The sequence below is a fragment of the Mesorhizobium sp. M2A.F.Ca.ET.037.01.1.1 genome, assembly GCF_003998075.1.
Classification (GTDB): Bacteria; Pseudomonadota; Alphaproteobacteria; order Rhizobiales; family Rhizobiaceae; genus Mesorhizobium.
Genome location: NZ_RZSA01000002.1, coordinates 20,192 through 40,045, shown reverse-complemented (window position 1 = coordinate 40,045; position 19,854 = coordinate 20,192). Strand labels below are relative to the sequence as shown.

The following is a 19,854-nucleotide window of genomic DNA, read 5'->3' as shown; positions in this document are numbered from 1 at the left end:
TGCCGCCGAGTTCAAGGCTGACCTTCTTGATCTGGTCAGAGCACTGACGCATCAGCAGCCGTCCGACCTCCGTCGAACCGGTGAAGCTGATCTTTCGAATCTTGGAATTGGTGCAGAGTTCACGGCCCACGCGATCACCTTCGGACGCATAGATCAGGTTGACCACGCCATCGGGAAAGCCGGCCTGATGGGCGAGGGCGAACATTGCGCCAGCCACAAGCGGCGTCTGTTCAGCGGGCTTGAGCACGATTGTGCAGCCCGCAGCCAAGGCCGGCGAGATTTTGCGCGCCACCATGGAGGCCGGGAAATTCCATGGCGTGATCGTGCCAACAACGCCGATGGGCTGCTTGATCACTAGCATTCGGCGGTCTGTCGAGGGTGCCGAGATCGTCTCCCCATAGACGCGATTGGCCTCTTCGGCATACCATTGCAGATACGCCGCCGCATGCGATACCTCTGAAATGGCTTCGGCAAGCGGCTTGCCCATTTCCGCAGTCAGAATCGCGGCGAGATCGCCTGCATGGTCGATGATCAGCTGATGCCATCGCCAAAGAACGTCGCTACGTTCTCGGGCCGTCAACGCGGCCCATCCCGACTGCGCAACATAGGCCTTGTCTACCGCAGCACGTGTCTCCTCCACGCCCATATCGGGAAGCTCTGCCAAAACTTCGCCGGTCGACGGATTGACGACCTCGAACGTCTTATTGCCAACTGGTCTGCCGAGTGCCGGCAGGCGGTCGATGGCTCCAAACAGGTGCGGGGATTTCAGGCGACGGATCATCGGCAGGCACAGGGGCAATACCGGATTCCTCCTCAACGCAGCGAACATCCAGGTCGACGGGCCGTCAGTGTGTATTCTGCACCAGTGGGTTCGTCGTAGGGCCTCGGCAAAGCAGCTGGTAGACCACGCTAGCCCGATGAAAAGACAGCAGTTTCGTTAGTTTGAGTGCCCGCGGTTCATCAATTGATGGATTAAGCAGTCGGATGTTTGCTTCATCCACCATGCCTGCTGGTGGCGTGCGACTGAATTCTGCAAAAAGGCGGCATACATGCTGAGGAGCGCCATTTCGGCGAGAGGCCGCCGGACCGCCAATGCCGCGCAAGGTCGGCGAAAACGACTCCGCGCGTCTGCATGATCTGCTTGGCCCACGGGCCTCCAACGCTCTTCCCACGAGAAGCCCCGATGAAGAAGGAAGGTGTGATGAGTTTCTTTACTCATCCTTGCCGCCCAGCGGCGGGCCGACCACCAAAATGGCGGGCTCGGCCGAAAGCAGCTTTTTGGCCGCCGCCTTGACCTGTTTGAGCGTCACCCGACCGATGCTGCGGGCGCGACGCTGGTTGTAGTCGACGTCGGCCTTGTGAATCTGCAAATCCAGGAGCCGGTCTGCAATCGAGCGGGTCGAGCCCAGTTGGTCGATGGCATAGGCGCCGATCAGGTGCTTCTTCGCCGCCTTGAGCTCGGCCCCGGTCGGTCCTTGCTGCGCCATCTGCTTTACCACATCTCGCACGATGCTCAGTGTTTGGGCAGCGCAGTCCGAGCGTGTCTCTGTCGTAACCAGAAGCGAGTCAAGGGTTAGTTCAGAGCTGACGTGATAGGCAAGGCCGCGTTTTTGACGTACCTCCTCGTAAAGGCGGGAAGTCAAGTATGAGCCGCCAAGGATGTCGTTCAGCAGCACGGCCGCGTAGAAATCCGGCGCGCTAGGCTTCACGCCAGGCCAGGCCAACGTCAGCGAAGTCTGCGGCAGGTCGTAGTTCTCCTCCACCAGTTGACCGAGTTTCGGCGCGACATCGTAGACGGGGACGAGGGTTTGTTGCTCAGGCAAATCACCAAACAGCTGGTCAAGCCTTTCCCTCAACGTGTTCGCGTCAATGTCACCCACCACGGCAATATGGAGCCCGTCGCGAGCGAAAATGGCCTGGTGGAAGGCGCGGAGGTCGGACGGCGTGATGCCGGGGAGGCTCTCTTTTGTGCCTTCTCCCGGCCTTGAACAAGGATGCGCGCCATAGATCGCGCGCAGCCATTTGCGCTGAGCGATGGCGTTAGGGTCTCGCTCGCTGCCGACGATGCGGGAGACAATCTCGGCGCGGACGCGATCGATCGGCCCCTGCTCGAAGCGCGGCGCGTTCAGCGCGAGCCGAAGCAGGCCGAACGCCGCGTCCTGCTTTTTGGAAAGCATGCACATCGATCCGTAGATGTCGTCGCTTTGCGCGTCCAAACTCATTTCGGCGCCGGCATGGTCGAGCTTCACCTGGAAGGCACCGCTGTCGTAATGGCCAGCGCCTTCGATGAACAGGCCGGCCATCAGTTTGGCCATCCCCTCCTTCCCGACCGGGTCCTGCTTGGTGCCGCCCTTGAAGGCAAAGCCGATGTTGACGATTTCCACTGTGTGGTCCTCCACCAGCCAGGCGATGATGCCCTTTTCGGACTTCACCTCCTGGATGTTCATCGCAGCATGGGGCCGAGCGCCGAGCGTCATCTCTTGATTCTCCGTCTTGGGCAAGAGATAGCCCGTGGTCGAACGGTCGAACGCGAGATAGCGGGCGGCAACTGCTTTGATTTGCTCGGGGGTAACCTTGCGGATGCGATTCGGCCGTTCCTCGACATCCTTCACGGTACCGCCGGTGGCCAGCGTCGAGCCGTAGATGCTGGCGAGCCAGTCCAGGTTGTCTTCCGCAAAGATCATATTGAGCAAATAGTGGTCCTTGGCCTTGCCTAGTTCCTCGTTGCTGACACCATCCTCGGCAATGCGGGCAACTTCGGCAGCGGCCGCCGCTTCGAGATCAGCCAGCTTGGCATCGCCGCGCGGTGCGCCATAGATGGCGAACTTGGTGTCGTCGAGCACAGTGCCCTGGAAATAGACGCGGGCGCTGGAAGCGATACCTTGCTGGACAGCGAGCGCCTGGTAGAGCCGGCCGCGGTTACCGCCGCCGAGAATTTCGGCCAGCAGGTCGAGCGCTTCGGCCTCGCCCGGCTTGGCGGTGTGGTAGGACGGCACCACCCACTGCGTCGAAAAACTGGGCACGCTGACGCGGGCGTCTGAGAGCGTGACGGTGCGCCTGGTGTTCTGCTCGGGCTCAACCGGCCGGATGCGCGGCGGCAGGTCAGGTCCGCGCGCCACCTTGCCATAGGTCTTTTCGGCCAGCGCCCGCACCGTGTCCGGTTCGACATCGCCGGCCACGATCAGCACGGAGTTGTTGGGCCAGTAGTACTTTTCATAGAAGACGGTGGCGTCGACGCGGTTCAGCTGCTCGATCTCCTGCATCCAGCCGATGATCGGGATGCGATAGGGGTGGTTCTGCCACAGCGTCGCGTCGATCTCCTCATGGAGAACGTCCTGCGGGTTGGTGTCGGTGCTTGAGCGGCGCTCCTCGATGACCACATCGCGCTCGGTCTTGACGACATCGTCGGTCAGGATGAGGTTTCGCATTCGGTCGGCCTCGAAGCTCATCATCAGCTCGAGCGCCGACGGCGCCACTGTCTGATAGAAGGCGGTGTAGTCGGAGGAGGTGAAGGCGTTGTTGGAGCCGCCGATCTCGAACACTGCGCGGTCGAATTCGCCGCCCGCATGGTTGGTCGTCGCCTTGAACATCAGATGCTCGAAGAAATGGGCGATGCCGGATTTGCCCGGCGGCTCGTCGGCGCTGCCGATCTTGTACCACACCATGTGGGTGACGATCGGCGCCCGGTGGTTGGGAATGACGACCACCTCCATGCCGTTGTCGAGCACGAAATCCCTCGCCTTGCCGTCCTCCCATGCGACGGGGATCGGAGCCGGCCCCGCGCCGACCAACTCGGACGCAACGGACGTCCTGCGAAGCCCATGAGTGCGGGGCTTGCTTGGTAGTTCTGGTAGGGAGAGTGGGGTTATGGGCTGCGTTCCTGGCAAAGTGATCTGTTCCTCATTTTGAAGGATCTATGTCTCCCGAACGCCTATTGGGAGAAAGTGGATCGGCACGCGACGCCGAGCCACATGAGCCGTCAGCGTGTTGCTGGGCCTGACGCGAGCCTCATCTTTGGATGCGTCCGGGAAACTTTCGGCATGGTGAGGCCATGGGAAGTCTGCTCGTTATCCATTGGGTGTTTGCGGATACCTGAGCATGCCCCGTGCCAAGTAAGAAAGCCCCGATTCGCAAGGTTTGATCCAACCTTGATACTTGCGATATCCGACATTGTCGGGCATCCGACAGAAAGCGCCTTTCGCCGGCGCGCCGGCTATGACGCTCGCCTCCTCCGGCGTGACGACGATCCTTTGGCGGGCGCCGCGCACACCGATCTGCCCGCCTATCAGCACCGCGACATCGAAGGACAGCGCGATCGTGACTGGATGGGTCTTACGCAAACATGCAGCAGTGCCACCGCGATCAGGACTTCATCCGCCCCACAAAGACCCGAGCGCGAGGGACGACGTGTAAGGCTAATGATGCCGCGCATAAAGAGGTAAGGTCCCTCGTCGTACCGGCGAGCCCCTTCGCTGGGTCTCGCGAGGGTCTGGTTTGCGAACGTCGACCGACAGCATCACGGCATGGGCGGCCCCATCGGTAGGCAAGCATTGACCGTGCCATCAGCGTTGAGGCAGCGCAGAGCCCAATTTCCCGGTGCCAGCCGGTACGTTGGAGCTTCAACTGTGGCCAGCCAAGCGGGCCGAGGCCGTGAAACTCCTGATACCCTGGACCGTCCGGATTGCAACGCACGACGCCTTGGTCTCGCGCCAACGTCCATTGACGCTCAGCGAAGCATCATGCGGACGAGCTGGGAAAGCTTGGCCGGGCCGGCGCCTTCCCAGGCGCATGGGACGCGCGACGACCCATGTGGACCTTGGATTTCACTACGCACTTACGCTGCTTTGGCCTTGTCAGCAGCCTGAGCATAAAGCGTGCTCAGCTTTCAGGGCGAGCCTCTTTCATGTTGATAGCATCTGTCGTCATTCAGGATCGCCCCATTTTCGCATGCCGCTTGCAGCTTTCAGACTGTTGTCAGCCAGGGCCGCCATAAAGGGTCTCGTTTAACGCATTCGGGAGGCTTCATCACTCGACCACATTAATTTCGGGCGGTTCGCCGGCGCTCCGAATGGCACTTAACACCAGATCCTCTCCAAACCCGTGATGATCCAAGAGGAAAACGAAAAATCCCTAAATCATAAAAAAGCACCGATACGGTCGGCTCCAGGCTGATGAAATTGCGGTCTCACTGGCCACGCACGATACTTGCGATGGCGATGGCCATTGCAAAGGCCGGTCAAGCACCCAAGACGCTGACAAGCACGCCTCCGACCAAAGCTCGATCGTTGGCAGCCTTTCTAGCCGTATACTTGGGGCATTTTGGGACGGCGATCCGGACGCCGATTAAAACCTGCCGGTCGTCTAAATGGAATGGTTGGTCCGGGTCCTTACTGGACCCCGCCAACCCGATCGGGCCGGCGCACAGGGGCACCCAGACAATTGGACACGTCGCCTTTGCGCGGCGGCTTGCACTTTCTCGGATGGCCTTTTTTCTCCCCGGGCGAAATCGAGCGAGCGGTGAGGCGGAGCCTTCGATTTTGCCGATCATGTCGTGTCGCTTCGATCGAACTGCTCAGACGATGATAGCGGCATTGATTGCCGCGGCCGAAATGCGTTGTGTGAAGTACGATTTCTACGCCGTATACATACTGCCGTACAGTTCGCCCTGTCAGCAGCCTTGCCAGCAATCCGCCCTGTGTCCAACTGTCGTCGAATTCACCGGTGTCATTGAGGAATTCGTATGATCGCCTCGAAACCATCATTGCGACCGCGGGCGGGCGACGCAAGCTCTAGACTGCCACCGATCCGCTGGATAACCATGTTAGCGATATGTAGACCAAGGCCTGAGCCCGCAGCAGGAGTAGCACCACGACTAAATCGCTTTGTAAGCCCTTCGAGGTCGGGGAGGGGCACCACCGGTCCGGCGTTTGCAATAGCGATGGTTCCATCAGTTTGGACGGAAACTGTTGTCGGAACAGTGGGCAGTCCATGTATCAGCGCATTCTCGATCAGGTTACGAAGGAGGATCCCAAACGCATCGACATCCACTTTGCGCATCAAAGTGGTGCAGCCGTCGACGTTAAGATGCAGGCGTCCGGCATATTGCGGCTTTTTCCTCAGGTCGTCGATTTCCAGCCGAACCGATCGGACAAGATCGATCGCGTGATCCGCCATGCCAACCCCCGATTCGGCTTGAGCGAGCTGAAGCACTTTTTCGACAAGGCGGCCAAGGCTCGACAGCGCTTGCTCGATGCCGCGCGCACGCATTTTGGCCGACCCATTGGGAAGCTCGGCCACTAATCTCTGCATCTGAGCGATTGAACCTGCGATCGGCGTGCGCAGTTCATGCGCACTGTTTGCGGCGAACTCGCGTTCGGCCTCGAGAGCCGCCCGCAGACGATCGAGAAGCCGATTGACGGATGCCGCGATTGGAGCCAACTCTGCCGGGAAATCGCCCAAGTCCATTGGTGACAGATTGCCGCCGTCGCGCGATCCGATCTGCTGTCGCAGTACCTCGATTGGCCGCAGCGAGCGCCGGATCACGATCCACCAAACAGCTAAGCTAAAGGGCAGGAGCACGAGTGTCGGAAGGAAGACAAAAAGTGCGCCCTTCGCGATTGTGGTACGGCGGCCATCAAGCGGTTCGGCCAACTGATGATACACGCCGTCTTGGATCTCCTCTGTGTAGACGCGGTAATCAGCGTTTCCCCAAAAGCCGTTACTCAGGGGAGCATCAGGGAAGGGCTGCTGACCCTCTTCCGGTTCGGAAATAAGCACTACCCCGTACTTATTAATAACCTGCTCACGATAGGTCCAGTACTTTTTATAAGTTGGCAAGTGGTTATTGTATTGATCAACGTGTTTTCCATTCAAGACCTTGATCAGCTCTGGTTCTCTGTACTCTGCGCTCGCCTGGAGCAAGTCATCCGAACTTTCGTTTACATTATTGCAAAAAATGAACGCAGCAATGGTTGGGGCGGCGATCCAAACCAGGAGCGTTGCCCCGCCTAACCACGATATCAGCTTTCTCGTCATGCTGTTCGAGTTCGTCATGTGACCACGAGCCTGTATCCGGAGCCACGCACGGTTGCTATTCTATCCCCGCCGATCTTCTTGCGGAGCCGGCTGACATAAACCTCCACTGTGTTGCTCTCGAACTCCGAATTGAATGAATAAAGCGCGTGCTCGATCCTCCCCTTTGAAACGACCGAACCGGGCCGGCGTAGAAGGCAGTCGAGCACCGCCCATTCGCGTCCAGACAGGTGGACCTCCTGCCCGTCGCGGAAGAGGCGTCGCTCGGCTGCCTGTATGGAAAGCGTCCCAACCGAAAATTGCGGCTCCGGAAAATGCCCTTGGCGACGTGCCACTGCACGGATGCGTGCCGAGAGTTCCCCCAGATCGAACGGCTTGACCAAATAGTCGTCGGCGCCAGCGTTGAGCCCCTCGATGCGGTGCGAAATCCGATCGCGGGCTGTCAGAATGATGACCGGCGTTGTATCAAGCCCCTTGATCAGCTCCCGCAGATAGTCGATGCCATTGCCGTCCGGCAGGTGAACGTCGAGCAAAATAACGTCGTAGCCGGCCACAGCTGCATGACCGCGCGCTCCGGACAGGCCCTCGGCCCAGTCGACCGCGTGGCCACCAGCCACCAAATGATCGTGCACAGCACTTCTAAGGTCGTCGTCGTCTTCAATGAGCAGTATTCGCATCAGGCTGCCGAGCTCCGGTATGAGGGCAAGGCTCCTGCCTTATTGATCGAAGCTGACAGTAGGCTGAACCGGCGCCAGCGAATATCTGGGGGCTTTCAGGCTGCTGTCAGCTACAATTGCAAGAAAGGGGTCGTTAACAAAGCCAAACGAAGAGGCCTTAGGAAACCCCTCCTGATCTCGGCACTTTTGCTCAATGTGACCACCGGCGGCTGTACACTGGTTGGCGGGCAATTCGACGTGGCGGTCAACGAATGGCAGCCGCGCCACGCGTCAATGTCCAGGCTTGAAACTGACAGGTGTCTTAAATACGAGGGCACCGTAGCGGGTGCCTCCAGTTATCGAACAGTGCCTAGCAGGTCAGAAGTGCACTTTGACCATAGGGGTCGTCCGTATTTTCGGCGCTCGCGAACAGAGTCGACGGTCAATCGATGCGCCACTGCCAGAGTCTGGAACGGTCAAGTGTTTGTTATCCCCCGTCCGGGCCATATTCTCTGCCGAGGACCAAGAAGGCCCTATTTTCGGTGCCCACGAACAGAGCCAACGGTCAATCGATGCGCCACTGCCAGGGTCTGGAACGGTCAAGTGTTTGTGATCCCCTGTCCCGGCCGTGTTCTCTGCCGAACTCGCCCTTGTAGTCGGCACACCAAAGATCGTTAGGGCGACAGCCGTTTGAAAGTGGTGTCCCCGTCGCCCTGTTGCGCCTGCGCTTGCGGCGCTCGACCATGCCGGCGGTCGAGCACGGCATGCACGGTCGAGATCGCGGGCCGGTGCACATCCGGATACAGCCGGGCCAGCCGCTCGCGTATCTTCGGCGCACCCCATGTCGGCTTGTCTTGCTTGAGGCGCACAATCAGCTTCTCGATTTGAAACGGAAGCTGATTGGCGTGGCGATAGGGCCGCCGCGATCGGTCCGTCAGCCCCTCCAGGCCGCTGTCGTTGTAGCGCGTGAGGATCTTGTAGCCGGTCTTGCGCGAGATATCGAACTCCCGGCAAAGCACCGCCATCTTCTCGCCGTCCAGCAGCCGGGCGACGAACTTCAGCCGCTCTTCCATGACGTTACACTCCTTCCAAGGCACCTTGCTCTCCTTGCAAAGGGCCGAAAGTGTAACCCATCTATCCGGAATGAACTGTCACCCATCTTTCGGGAAGGGCAGTCATGGCCAAGGCAACTGGAAGCCGAATTTTCTTTTAGAGTATGAATCAGCGCCGTCTGCCGAAAAGCGCGTCCACGATCTTCCCTTTTGAAACGACCGTGCAGGGCTGGGGCAGACGGTAGTCGAGCACCGCCCATCCGCGTCAAGTCAGGTAGACCTCCTGCCCGTCGCGGAAGAGGCGTCGCTCGGCTGCCTGTATGGAAAGCGTCCCAACCGAAAATTGCGGCTCCGGAAAATGCCCATGGCGACGTGCCACTGCATGGATACGCGCTGAGAGTTCCCCCAGATCGAACGGCTTGACCAAATAGTCGTCGGCTCCAGCGTTGAAGCCCTCGATGCGATGCGAAATCCGATCGCAGGCTGTCAGAATGATGACCGGTGCCGATTCAAGTTCCTTGATCAGCTCCCGCAGATAGTCGATCCCATTGCCGTCCGGCAGGTGAACGTCGAGCAAAATAAGGTCGTAGCCGACCACAGCTGCATAATCGCGCGCTTCGGACAGGTTCTTGGCCCAGTCGACCGCGTGGCCACCAGCCACCAAATGATCGTGCATAGCACTTCCAAGGTCCTTATCGTCTTCAGTGAGCAGTATTCGCATCATGCTGCCGAGCTCCGGTATGAGGGCAAGGCTCCCATCTTATTGGTCGAAGCTGACAATAGGCTGAACCGGCGGCAGCGAATTATTTGGGGAGCTTTCAGGCTGCTGTCAGCTACAACTTGCAAGAAAGGGGTCGTTAACAAAGCCAAACGAAGAGCCCCTATGAAACCCGTCCTGACCTCGGCACTTTTGCTCAATGTGACCCCCGGCGGCTGCATCAGCAAATTGATTTGGGAAACAGGCGCGCCGGTTCTAATGACCGACGCAGGCCGAGGTCTGGAACAGCTGGACCAGCGAACGGCGTCTTCGGTTTTTCAGGCAACAGCCACATGGAAGAATATGATTGGCTCGACCATGCGCCGAGCTTTGTCGAACGGATTGGTCGCGGGCGCACTACCACAGATTATGGCAGGTTTACGCCCTGGCCTTGACACCCGGGGTGATCGTCACCGGCGGAGCCGCGGCGTACTGATCGGATATCTAACGTCGCTGAGTCTCTCGTCGGTGCAGTGGATCTCTCGGCTTAGCCATCATGCAAAAAACGACGGTTCCGCGACACCACTTTTCAGGTCCGTGACACAGGCTTTGTGAGCCGATCTGTTGTTCTTACCCCAGGCTAATGGCTGAACAGCTCTGTCGCCGGCTCGATGCGCCAGATGGCGCGATGTTTTGAACCCTTTCACGAGGCGACGGCAGCAGCCGACCGGCTCTCCTATCGCGGCTCCCGCGATCCACACACCCAGCAAGGGAATCTACCATGGTAATGAAGGCACCGGTTGCCGACGCTAGGAATGGGTCGGTAGTAGATCGGCTGGTCGGCATCGACCTCGCTCGGGGCCTGGCTGTCTTCGGGATGTATGCCGCCCATCTCGGTCCCGACCCCGGCGAAGGAGGACTAGTCGGGTTTCTGATGGAACTAACCCATGGGCGGCCGTCGGCCCTGTTTGCCGTATTGGCCGGTTTTTCAATCCTCCTGATTACAGGTCGCAAGGCGCCGAAGTCGGGGATAGCCGGTAGACAGGCCATCGCCAGAGTCGCAATTCGTGCCCTTGTTTTGCTCGCGCTTGGCTCAATCCTGGGCTGCCTCGGTACCCAGGTCGAAGTCATCCTAGAATACTACGGAATTTGCTTCTTGTTGGTATTGCCGCTCCATCGGCTCAGCGCATATCAGCTGGGCTTGATCGCTGCCGCTACGGCATTAGTTCTCCCGCAAGTCCGTTCCTCCCTTCTGTCGGTTGCCCCCAACCTCCTCGACCCGGTCTTCAACCTCATGGTCAACGGCTACTATCCCGCGGTGACCTGGGTTCCTTTCCTCATCGCTGGCATGGCCATCGCGCGCCTTAATCTTAATACGCTAGCAGCGCATTGGCGCCTTGGTCTGGCGGGGGTCGCGCTGGCCGTGTTGGGCCATGGGGGATCCTTGCTCGCGCTGAGTTCCCGCGCTTTGACTGAAACCTCCTTGTGGTGGTCTGACGTTGACGGCGCTTTTGAGCCTTCCAAGTCGTCATTTATAGTCAAGTCGTCATGGATAGCCGCACCTCATAGCGAAACGACGCTTTCGATCGTGGGCAGCACCGGTTGCGCAATGATCATCTTGGCGGCTTGCATGCTCGCTGTGGATGCGCTCCCGCGTCTGCGAAAGCTGGTCTGGCCAATAATCGCAGTCGGCTCGATGTCTTTGACGGCCTATGTGCTGCACATTGCGGGAATAGCCTATCTTATGAAGATAAACATTTTCAAAGACGAGAGCCTGTCCACGCTCTTTGGCTTCGTTGTGGTTATCAGCACTTTTGCGGTGCTTTGGCTGCGCGTCTTCCAGCGAGGACCGATGGAAGTGCTGATGGGTAGGGTCGCAGATCTCGCGCGTCACATCCGCTGAGCACCGCCGCGCCCCGGCCTCCCGATCACATTACGGACAAGGTGGGGCTTTGTCCAAAGCTTGTTCGCGGCAGGGGAGGGTACTTCCTCCCACCCTGCCGCCTTGTTGATGGAAGCTAAAACGGTCGCGCAGGCGCTAGAGTTGCATCGGCATAATCAGCTTAAACTCGCGAAGTTAAACCCGCGGTTGGTCTATCTCGGCCCGCCTCACCTGAAAGGCTAAGGTATCCGTTTCGGTCAAGGGTTTTAGGGGCCATTTTCGCTGCGCCTTGAGGAGAGCGTTTGCTAGGATGAGGAGCTTTCGCAACAAGATGATGACCTTTGCGGGTTTGCCTGCCGCCTTTAGCGCCTGGTATTTTGCCTTGAGGTCGGGGTTGAAGCGCAGGGCGAAGGGCCGGGCATGTAGAGGGCCTGGCGAACATTGGCCCGGCCGCCCAGGCGCGGCCGCTCCATTTTGCCGAGGCCGGCGAGGCTTGCGGCCTTTGGTTCCGAGTTCCGGCATGTCGATGGTGAGTGTGCAGGCGGTGGCATCCGATGCGCCATATGCTGGTCAGGATTTCGCGGCGCTGGACAGCGTCGGGATCGGCTTTCATGAGGGTAAGCATCGTCTGATCGATATCGCTGAGTTCACGTGGATCTGCTTCCAGCCACTCGTTGTTGTGGCGCCTGAGCAAGGCAAGCGGTCAAGGTCTGGCTCTGGTGCTGGCTGCGGTGCGATCCCCGCACGGGCCAGGTGCCGATCGTGTCGACGATCCACCTCGCCGCGACCAGAGAGCTGCTACTCTCTTCCGCTGTTCATTCTGGCCTCTTCGCAATGAATGTCATAAAATCACCTGTCGCAATTAATGGTTTTTGATTTGGCTCCAGCAGCTGGCAGATATCGCCGAGAGTTCCGCAGAGAGCGTCGAAAGTTTTGGCCGCCTTCTTCCGCAGCCGCGCCTTGAGTTTTGAGCAGACCTGTCTTGATCGGGTTGAGATCGGGCGAGCATGGCGGCAGGATCAGGAGCCAGTGCCCTTTGGCCAACCAGTGGGCGGCGCGTACCTTGCCGACAATCTGGGGTTCCGAACCCGACAGTTGGTTTTCAACCCGACAGTGGCCCGCCTCAGAGCAGGCTACCGCCCTTCGGAGCAGGCAGAAGCTAATCGAGGTTCGCGGGTTCCGGTTTGAATGTGCAGGTCGCTGCGCGCCTGATCTTTCGGTCTGGCGGCACATGACAAAAACCCTCATTTTGGCCGACGATACCCGGTCAGGAGCGGGTATCGCAGTCGAGAAGCGACCCGAGCACGTCCACAAGATGTGCCGAGTTTGCAAGGTGTGTCATTGTTTCTGTCAACGTTCGAGCGACAGCGCACGACGAAACGTCTGGCATACGCCTCGTCTGGCACGCGCCTCGCATATGTTGCAGTTGCTGCTGGAGATCAGGCGATCGAGTGGGCCTTGCAATTTTCCGATTTTGATGCGCCTAAAGTCTCGTGTACAAATCAGGCTGGCGTGAATGGCCTGCCTAAGTTGCGACTTATTACAAAGGAATGGATATGGCGACTGGAACGGTGAAGTGGTTCAACAGCACGAAGGGTTTTGGTTTTATTCAGCCTGACAACGGCGGTCAGGATGTCTTTGTCCACATTTCCGCTGTTGAACGAGCGGGCCTGTCGACCCTTAATGAGGGCCAGAAGATCAACTACGAGGTGGAACAGGATCGCCGCACGGGAAAGTCCTCTGCAGGCAGCCTCAGCAAGGCTGGCTAACGGTCCGGGAAAGCCTTGGCAAGGTTCGTCATCGCCGGAACGCATTGACGGCTCGAAACCCGGGCCGGAGCATGCAAGTTAATGCCGCGGCAGGGATTGCTGGAGCCATCATGAATTACTCTGGAAATGAGGCTCTTGGACGGGAAAGGCGGGGCTCATCCCCGCCCTTTGATTCCGCGCAGATTGGGCCAACGGCTGCTGCGCGTCCGAACGACTGTTGATACGGATTTAGGCTGCGACCTTCTTGCGGGTCCGTTTCGCCGGCGCCGTGGCTGGGGCTTCCGGCTCTTTCGGTTTGCGGCCGAGTCCCATGGTCTTGGCCAAGGCGGAGCGCGCAGCGGCGTAATTCGGCGCCACCATGGGATAATCCGACGGCAGACCCCATTTGGCGCGATATTCGTCTGGGGTCAGACCATAGTGCGTCGCCAGATGGCGCTTTAGCGATTTGAATTTCTTGCCGTCTTCAAGGCTAATGATGTAGTCCGGTTCGATCGACTTTTTGATCGGGACAGCAGGTTTTTTTACAGGCACAGGCTCTTCTGCCGGTATGAGTCCAGCCGTGCCGTTTAGAGCCCCGTGCACTTGGGCGATCAGGGCAGGAAGCTCCCCCGCCGGGACGGGGTTGTTGGAGACGTAGGCTGATACAACATCGGCAGTGAGCTCGATGAGGATGTCGGTCTTGTGGGGTTCTTCTGTCATAAACTTCTCCGGGCAGCTTGAAACACAGTTGGGCGAAGTGTCGCTTCATAGTGGCGGTTGCCGCTGAAAGCAAATGGATCGACGGGTGCGCTGCTCCTCCACCATTGAAGTCTCGGCGACGCATCCCGTCATCGTCCATCGCTAAAGGCAGCGTATTGAATTATGGGAGCGGTCGCGCCCGCCCCACCATAGCGATACAGCAAGACAATCAAAAAAGCCGGTCTTTGCTTGGCCCCAAATCTTTTCTCCTTTCGTGAACGCTGAGCTGCCAAGCTGCTACAGTTCACCTCGCGGGGCAACCGTGCACAACACAGGAGTCGCCCGAGCGATACATTCTTCACTTGCCGCTTATCAGCGCTGGTGATTGCACTTTGCAGCCTGCCTCCGGACCCGCAGCGCTCACGCTGTTGGTTTTGCGCCTGCAGGCGTCGGAAGTCGGATCGCCGCAGCTAATTTCCTCAGGCGGACGAATTCAACAAATCGATTGTTTGGATCGAAGGCATCCACACCATCGATGCCTCTAGAATAGGATCCAGCTACAATCACCGTGCTGTAATGGCAGGGACGGCCAGCACAAGCGCGACACGATCCGGCGGGTCCATCGCTGCGTTACGTATTCATGGCTACTGCATCGGGCGCTCGGTCGACCGCCTTAAGCCAGGTCGCCGCATTGCGAGACGGTGACCGGCGAGGGAGAGGGCGCTCTGGCAACGAAGCGAGGCGGGTGGCCTTGCGGGTGGCCGCGTGATGTCATCCGGCTCTCCTGCCGATCTCTGCCGGCCAGATCTGGAGCAACTGTTTTGCATAGATATGGCTCTCTTCAGGGGGCCATCTATGATGGGAGCCGAGCGCGTGTTCGAGCCGGGGAACAGGCTGCGCATGCACTGTGCCCACCTATTGCGATCGTGCTAACCTTGGTTGTTTGGACTTGCCGTTAAAGGCAAGCGACAGATTGAAGTTATGCTGCACCATCTGATTGCCTGGCTCGTTTTCGAGAGCTCGCCGATACAGGGCCTGTGCCGCGTCATGCCGCCCCTCAATGTCCAAAATCACGCCCTTCGCATTCAATGCACGTACGTTTCCTGGGGCTGCAACCAAGACGCTGTCGAGCACCTCAACCGCTTCGTGCGGGCGCTTCTGGCCCACCAAGGCATTTGTAAGTCGTATCGCCGCATCAACATTGTCCGGGTGCTGCTTCACCTCATCCCGCAAAGCCCGCTCTTGAACATCCTGACCAACTTCGCGCAAAATGCGTTCGCGCATAGCCGGATCGATTTGATCGGCGCTGAGCAACTCGGGGGAAGATGTCTCCTGCACGGAAAGAGCCGGCTTTTGCCAGCTGGCGCAACCGCCCAAAGGCAGAATGGCGAGTACGGCAAAAAGAAGTGAGTTCCGGCGCAGAAACATAGGCGATGGAGAAACTGTATTACTATTCATGTTATCTCTCAGTTATCGGGGAGGCGCGTGGCGTTCAGTTAGGAAAGGTGGGACTACTCTAACAATCCGCTGTTCGATCCGTGCGGGAGTGTGACGGATCCTGCGGGGCGAATTGTAAAGTCGGAGGCGAGGTCTTGATAAGACAGCACGGCGAGATCAACCCCGTTTCGCGTCAGAAAGCCGCGGACGAAACGTCGGACATCCATCGACGTCAACAGAATAGGGCGGGTTTGACCCGGTTCTGCGTTCGAAAGGACCTGACGTATCTGTGATAGCATCGCTTCGCTTTGCCGATCCTCCAGTGCGAGATAGGGGCCTGCATCCGAATCTCGAACCGCGCCACGCATCACATCCTCGCTCTCGCGCTCGACGACCAGGGCGGACACGATGCCCTCCGTGTTGGCATGGCGGTGGCAGATCTGTCGCTTCAAACCAGAACGGACATATTCCGTCAGCAGGGCAACGTTCTGCTCACGCTCGCTCCATTCGGCCAATGCCTCCAACACGAGACGGGTGTGGCGGATTGGGATACCTTCCTCCAGGAGGCGGCGCAGAACATCGGCAATCCGAGGAATCGGCGTCGTGCGTAGCACCTCTTTCACAAGCTCAGAATATTCCTGCTCCATTCGGCCCAGGAAATGTCGGGTCTCTTGGATGCCCACCAATCGCGGTGCGTAGCGGGTCAACGCTGCATGGACGCGCAAGGCGAGGAGTTCGCCGGGAGCCCTATGCTCCGTGCCGGCGCCCGTAAGGGCCTTTGCAGGGGTATGTTCAACCGGGAGTGTGTCCGTTTTCGGCTCACGTCTAAGGGGGACACCGCTCGAGTCGACGTGCGCTACATCGGCTCGGAGCGCCATCTGGTTTGGATCTAAGGCGTCCTGTTCGACTGGCACGCCCTCGACATCAATTCGGAATTGCGATTCAGGCAGCTGCTCGTCAACCAAGACAGGGATGCGAGGAACGATAATGCCCAGATCGGCTGTGACCAGGAGCGAAACGCGCCCAATATGTTTTTGCAATTCGGCTTGATCGACCGCCTGCATAAGATCTGGCGCTAGAAAAAATGCGATCGGGAATTCCTTCGCAGGCGCGGCTTGCTTAGGCTCCGCTGCAGTTCCACCTTTCGCATCGGCAGTGCCGGCGCCCAGCACATCAGCCTTGACAATGCTTACCGCAGCGAACACTGCGGCCAGCATCAGAAAGACGGGGAGGGGAAACCCAGGAACGAACCCCATTACAACCAGGACGCCGGCCGCCAGTCGCAAGGCTCGAGTGCTGGCCGTGAGCTGACTGACCATTTCTGTACCGAGGTTGATCCTCGCCGTCCCAGTCACACGGGTGACGATGGTCGCCGCAGTAATGGAGAGCAGAAGGGCCGGAATCTGCGATATCAATGCATCGCCTATCGTCAGCAGAGTGTAGTGATGCAGTACCTCGCCGAAGGACATGCCCTTGGAGAGCAGGCCGATCGAAATTCCACCCAGCATGTTGATGCAGATAACCACCAGCCCGGCGATGGAATCGCCCTTCACAAATTTCATCGCGCCGTCCATCGCGCCATAGAGTTGGCTTTCCTTCTCCAATTCGGCGCGCCGCCGGCGGGATTCGTTGGCATCGATGTGGCCGTTGCGTAGCTCTGCGTCGACCGCCATTTGCTTGCCCGGCAGAGCATCCAGCGTGAAACGCGCCGCCACTTCTGCCACCCGTTCGGCACCCTTCGCGAGGACCATGAATTGCACCATGGTGACGACCAGAAATATGACGAAACCCACCACGATATTGCCTGAAATGACGAAATCGCCAAAAGTATGAATAATGCTGCCGGCCTCCCCCTCGGCCAGGATCAGTCGCGTCGTTGCGACCGTGAGCGCGAGACGGAATACAGTGGAAATCAAAATAACGCCGGGCAAAGAGGAAAAATCAAGTGGAGTACTGACATACAGGGCAACCATCATCAGCAGTATGGCCAACCCCATATTGAATCCTATCAGGGCGTCGACCACCACGACCGGGATAGGCATGACCATCATCGCGACAGCCAGAAGCAGCATCAACGCAACCATTAAATCCGGGCTGGCCGGCGCACGCTTGATGAAGTCACGCAGGACGTTGGCCATCGAGACACCTTTGCAATCGGTTGAGACTTACTCTGCTGTTACGCCATGAAACGTGGCTTTCGAACTCCGAAGGCGCCTCAGCCTTGGCCAGCGCGTGACCCTGCATGAGAGCCACAAGCAGGCGCGAAATGGCTGGGCAGCAAATGTTTCCAACGCAGCCAGCTTGTCAGCACCGAGCGCGACAGGATGTTTGGCTGGCCATAGAGTGCTGCTTGATGGGGCCTGCGAGCTTTCAATATTGGAGAGCAGCAATGCGGCCATTCCTGCTCAGCAGCACACGGCTGTCCTCAATACGTTCGACCACCCATCCATCAGCCAAAATGGCGCCGACAAAATACTTCTCGCTGTCGATGACAATATATGGTTGGACCCCATGCCACACAGCTTCGACCGCGATTGCGGATGGCGCCTTCTCCTCTTTGATGAGCACTCCGTTCACCAGTGTTAGAGTACCCTTGGTGCGACGATCGAACGATTGCTGAAGCTTCTGCCAGCTGATGACCGATTCAGACGTGACGGTGCCTTCGGCGGTCACAACACCCTTTGCCGACCCAATCTTGACGTCGAGAAGACCCGCTCGATCGACTTCCTCCTGCAGCTCTTGGGCCGCTGCCTCCGTAAGTTCATTGTCAGCGCGGTGACTGATCGTTCTGGACGCGACTTCAGCCCGAAGTGAATTGGGGCTCGATCCACTTGCATTGCCAAGATAGGAGATCGTGCCTGAAAGCGCGCCGATCCCGAGTGAGCTGATTATGACCATGGCGAGCACACCGATCGGTAGGCGCGGTATGCCGGTCGAACCAGGCGGCTCTGCATCCTGCACGGACAAAGCAATGGACATCTCGCCTACGAGCAGGACGACAGGAAGGGGCACAACAACGGACTGGCCTGCGGCGATATTCCGGTTGCCCTCGATACTGAGTCCGGGTGCAAGCGCCTCCAGTTCGATCGACTTGCCAAGAAGAGTTACACGAAGGTGATGCGGTGCCAGTCCCTGCTCGACAAAGACCAAATCGGCATCGAAGCCGCTGCCGATTAAACACTTTTGAAGATCCGTCTTGCCGGTCAGACCGCAATAGTGCCCCGAACGCACTTCGAAACGGAGGGAAACGGCGTCATCCACAGAGCATCTCTCAAACAGGATAGAAGCCGCATGGCAATTGCCATGCGGCTCATTTCGGGACTACGTCGCGTCAATAAGGAGACGCGCTAGGGGGCAGTCTAAAACCCGCTTCCGACATTACGAAACGCGTTCGTCGGCGGCCTTCTTGATGGTCTGGAGATTGGTCGTTAGAGTGCGCAACTGGACACTCCTTTTCGTCGCCTCCAAGCTAACATTGGTTAGTTCCTGCACTTGCGCCTGAAAAGCAGTAGCATCAGCTCCGCTTGTATTGCCGGGAGTGCCACTGTTAGTTTTATCGGTATTGCCGGCGCTACTGGTATTGGTATTGCCTGATTTTTTATTATTATCAACTGCAGCCATGATCATTCCTTTTTCTGTTGGAGTTGTGCCGTCAATAACGGCCTGTATGACCTCACGCCGGATTTCCCGCGTCAGGCATCTTCTGTGTCATCCAAAGCTTCATCGGCCTCAGCCATCGCATCGTTCGCGAATTGGAACGCGAACGATCGCAGGATACTTTGGAAGGCTTCACTTTGTGCTGCAGACTGTGAGTTGTCTTGAAGTTGATCATTTGAAACGGTCCGGTTATCCGCCCGATCGTTCCCGCCAGCTGCCTTGCCATCATTCCCACCAGCTGGCTTGCCATCATTGCCATCAGCCGGCTTGCCATCACCAGAATGCTCGGATTTCGAATCCCCATGGCCCTTTCGGATCAAGGAAGTCCCGAGGTTGCCAACTCCACTCCCAATTGCTGCTATCATCAGGTACTCCGGCATTTGCCATTGGCGGCGACGTGTTAAAGGTTAGCCTCGATCAAGCTAAGGGCGGGAGCTTTCGAGAACCTGACGGCTTTTGACAAAAACCGGCCAGCGCAAAAACGTATGCTCTGCAGGATGTTGCTCTCGCATCGAACAGTCGACCACGATCTCGGCTGTTCGGCCAATCCCGCCGTCCACGCATGCCGCGACCGAATGGCAGCCGCAGCAGCTCGTTTGCATCCTCGATGCTGTGGTGTCGAACAGGAGACACGGTCCACGTGCTGCATGACCGCAATGACCGTATTCTTGCTGGCTCCACGGGCGCACGCAACGAGCAGGAACTCGGTCTTTGCATCACCATTCTCTCGCCTGCACATCACGGCCCGGCGCGGTGAGCTCATTGGCTTCGAGAAGGTCGGCGACCGTACGAACATGGGATGGTCTGCCGGCTTTGGGAGGCCGGTGCGGATCCTCTTCTCACCATATCGAAAGCTTGAAGCGGTCGGATTTTCTTGCCCTGTTCGTGAGAACTCCCATCGTCAGCTAATCGTCAGCCAAGCGGTCTATCTAGGCCGGCCGTGCCTGACCTTCGGATCCAAAGGTCCCGTCTCGACACTTTTTGTAACTATAGA

12 protein-coding genes and 4 pseudogenes are annotated in these 19,854 nt (G+C 58.4%); 2 read left to right on the top strand and 14 right to left on the bottom strand.

Annotation, left to right across the window (positions count from 1 at the left end):
- From EOA27_RS00360 to EOA27_RS00330, 7 genes and pseudogenes are all read right to left on the bottom strand, one after another.
- Positions 1-799, bottom strand: a 799-nt coding sequence (locus EOA27_RS00360) for an aldehyde dehydrogenase family protein (RefSeq protein WP_127255216.1), incomplete at its 3' end; no start/stop codon positions are given.
- Between the two features lie 412 nt (positions 800-1,211).
- Positions 1,212-1,937, bottom strand: a pseudogene (locus EOA27_RS43085) (pitrilysin family protein); the annotation flags it as partial.
- 549 nt (positions 1,938-2,486) lie between these two features.
- Positions 2,487-3,791 (bottom strand): annotated as a pseudogene (locus EOA27_RS00350) (pitrilysin family protein); the annotation flags it as partial.
- Between the two features lie 1,933 nt (positions 3,792-5,724).
- Positions 5,725-7,053 (bottom strand): HAMP domain-containing sensor histidine kinase, encoded by a 1,329-nt coding sequence (locus EOA27_RS00345; RefSeq protein ID WP_126063917.1) that lies wholly within the window; start codon positions 7,051-7,053, stop codon positions 5,725-5,727.
- Positions 7,050-7,709 carry a response regulator transcription factor gene (locus EOA27_RS00340; RefSeq protein WP_024505389.1) on the bottom strand — a complete coding sequence of 220 codons (660 nt, stop codon included), beginning with the start codon at positions 7,707-7,709 and terminating at the stop codon, positions 7,050-7,052. The genes EOA27_RS00345 and EOA27_RS00340 overlap by 4 nt, the downstream gene beginning before the upstream one ends.
- Positions 7,710-8,328: 619 nt before the next feature.
- Positions 8,329-8,761 (bottom strand): annotated as a pseudogene (locus EOA27_RS00335) (helix-turn-helix domain-containing protein); the annotation flags it as partial.
- A gap of 244 nt (positions 8,762-9,005) precedes the next feature.
- On the bottom strand, positions 9,006-9,464 hold the full coding sequence (locus EOA27_RS00330) for a response regulator transcription factor (protein ID WP_224570033.1): 459 nt from the start codon (positions 9,462-9,464) through the stop codon (positions 9,006-9,008).
- 754 nt (positions 9,465-10,218) lie between these two features.
- On the opposite strand from EOA27_RS00330, the gene EOA27_RS00325 reads away from it, so the two are divergent.
- Positions 10,219-11,340, top strand: a complete 1,122-nt coding sequence (locus tag EOA27_RS00325; protein ID WP_024505387.1) for a DUF418 domain-containing protein — start codon at positions 10,219-10,221, stop codon at positions 11,338-11,340.
- Positions 11,341-12,134: 794 nt separating this feature from the next.
- Here EOA27_RS00325 and EOA27_RS41830 read toward each other — a convergent pair.
- A pseudogene (locus EOA27_RS41830) lies at positions 12,135-12,351 on the bottom strand (transposase); the annotation flags it as partial.
- Positions 12,352-12,875: 524 nt separating this feature from the next.
- On the opposite strand from EOA27_RS41830, the gene EOA27_RS00320 reads away from it, so the two are divergent.
- Positions 12,876-13,088 (top strand): cold-shock protein, encoded by a 213-nt coding sequence (locus tag EOA27_RS00320; RefSeq protein ID WP_008874821.1) that lies wholly within the window; start codon positions 12,876-12,878, stop codon positions 13,086-13,088.
- 228 nt (positions 13,089-13,316) lie between these two features.
- On the opposite strand, the gene EOA27_RS00315 is transcribed toward EOA27_RS00320, so the two are convergent.
- From EOA27_RS00315 to EOA27_RS00290, 6 genes are all read right to left on the bottom strand, one after another.
- Entirely contained in the window at positions 13,317-13,787 is a 471-nt protein-coding gene (locus EOA27_RS00315) for a MucR family transcriptional regulator (RefSeq protein ID WP_024505385.1), read from the bottom strand.
- An 894-nt stretch (positions 13,788-14,681) separates the two neighbouring features.
- Positions 14,682-15,224: a tetratricopeptide repeat protein gene (locus EOA27_RS00310; protein ID WP_081714429.1), complete on the bottom strand. Its 543-nt coding sequence runs from the start codon at positions 15,222-15,224 to the stop codon at positions 14,682-14,684.
- Between the two features lie 53 nt (positions 15,225-15,277).
- On the bottom strand, positions 15,278-17,341 hold the full coding sequence (gene sctV / locus EOA27_RS00305; protein ID WP_024505383.1) for a type III secretion system export apparatus subunit SctV: 2,064 nt from the start codon (positions 17,339-17,341) through the stop codon (positions 15,278-15,280).
- A gap of 232 nt (positions 17,342-17,573) precedes the next feature.
- Positions 17,574-18,464, bottom strand: a complete 891-nt coding sequence (locus EOA27_RS00300; protein WP_024505382.1) for a hypothetical protein — start codon at positions 18,462-18,464, stop codon at positions 17,574-17,576.
- Positions 18,465-18,581: 117 nt separating this feature from the next.
- Positions 18,582-18,824: a nodulation protein NopA gene (locus EOA27_RS41825; protein WP_224570034.1), complete on the bottom strand. Its 243-nt coding sequence runs from the start codon at positions 18,822-18,824 to the stop codon at positions 18,582-18,584.
- 71 nt (positions 18,825-18,895) lie between these two features.
- Positions 18,896-19,225, bottom strand: a complete 330-nt coding sequence (locus EOA27_RS00290; protein WP_081714433.1) for a hypothetical protein — start codon at positions 19,223-19,225, stop codon at positions 18,896-18,898.
- Between the last annotated feature and the right edge of the window lie 629 nt (positions 19,226-19,854).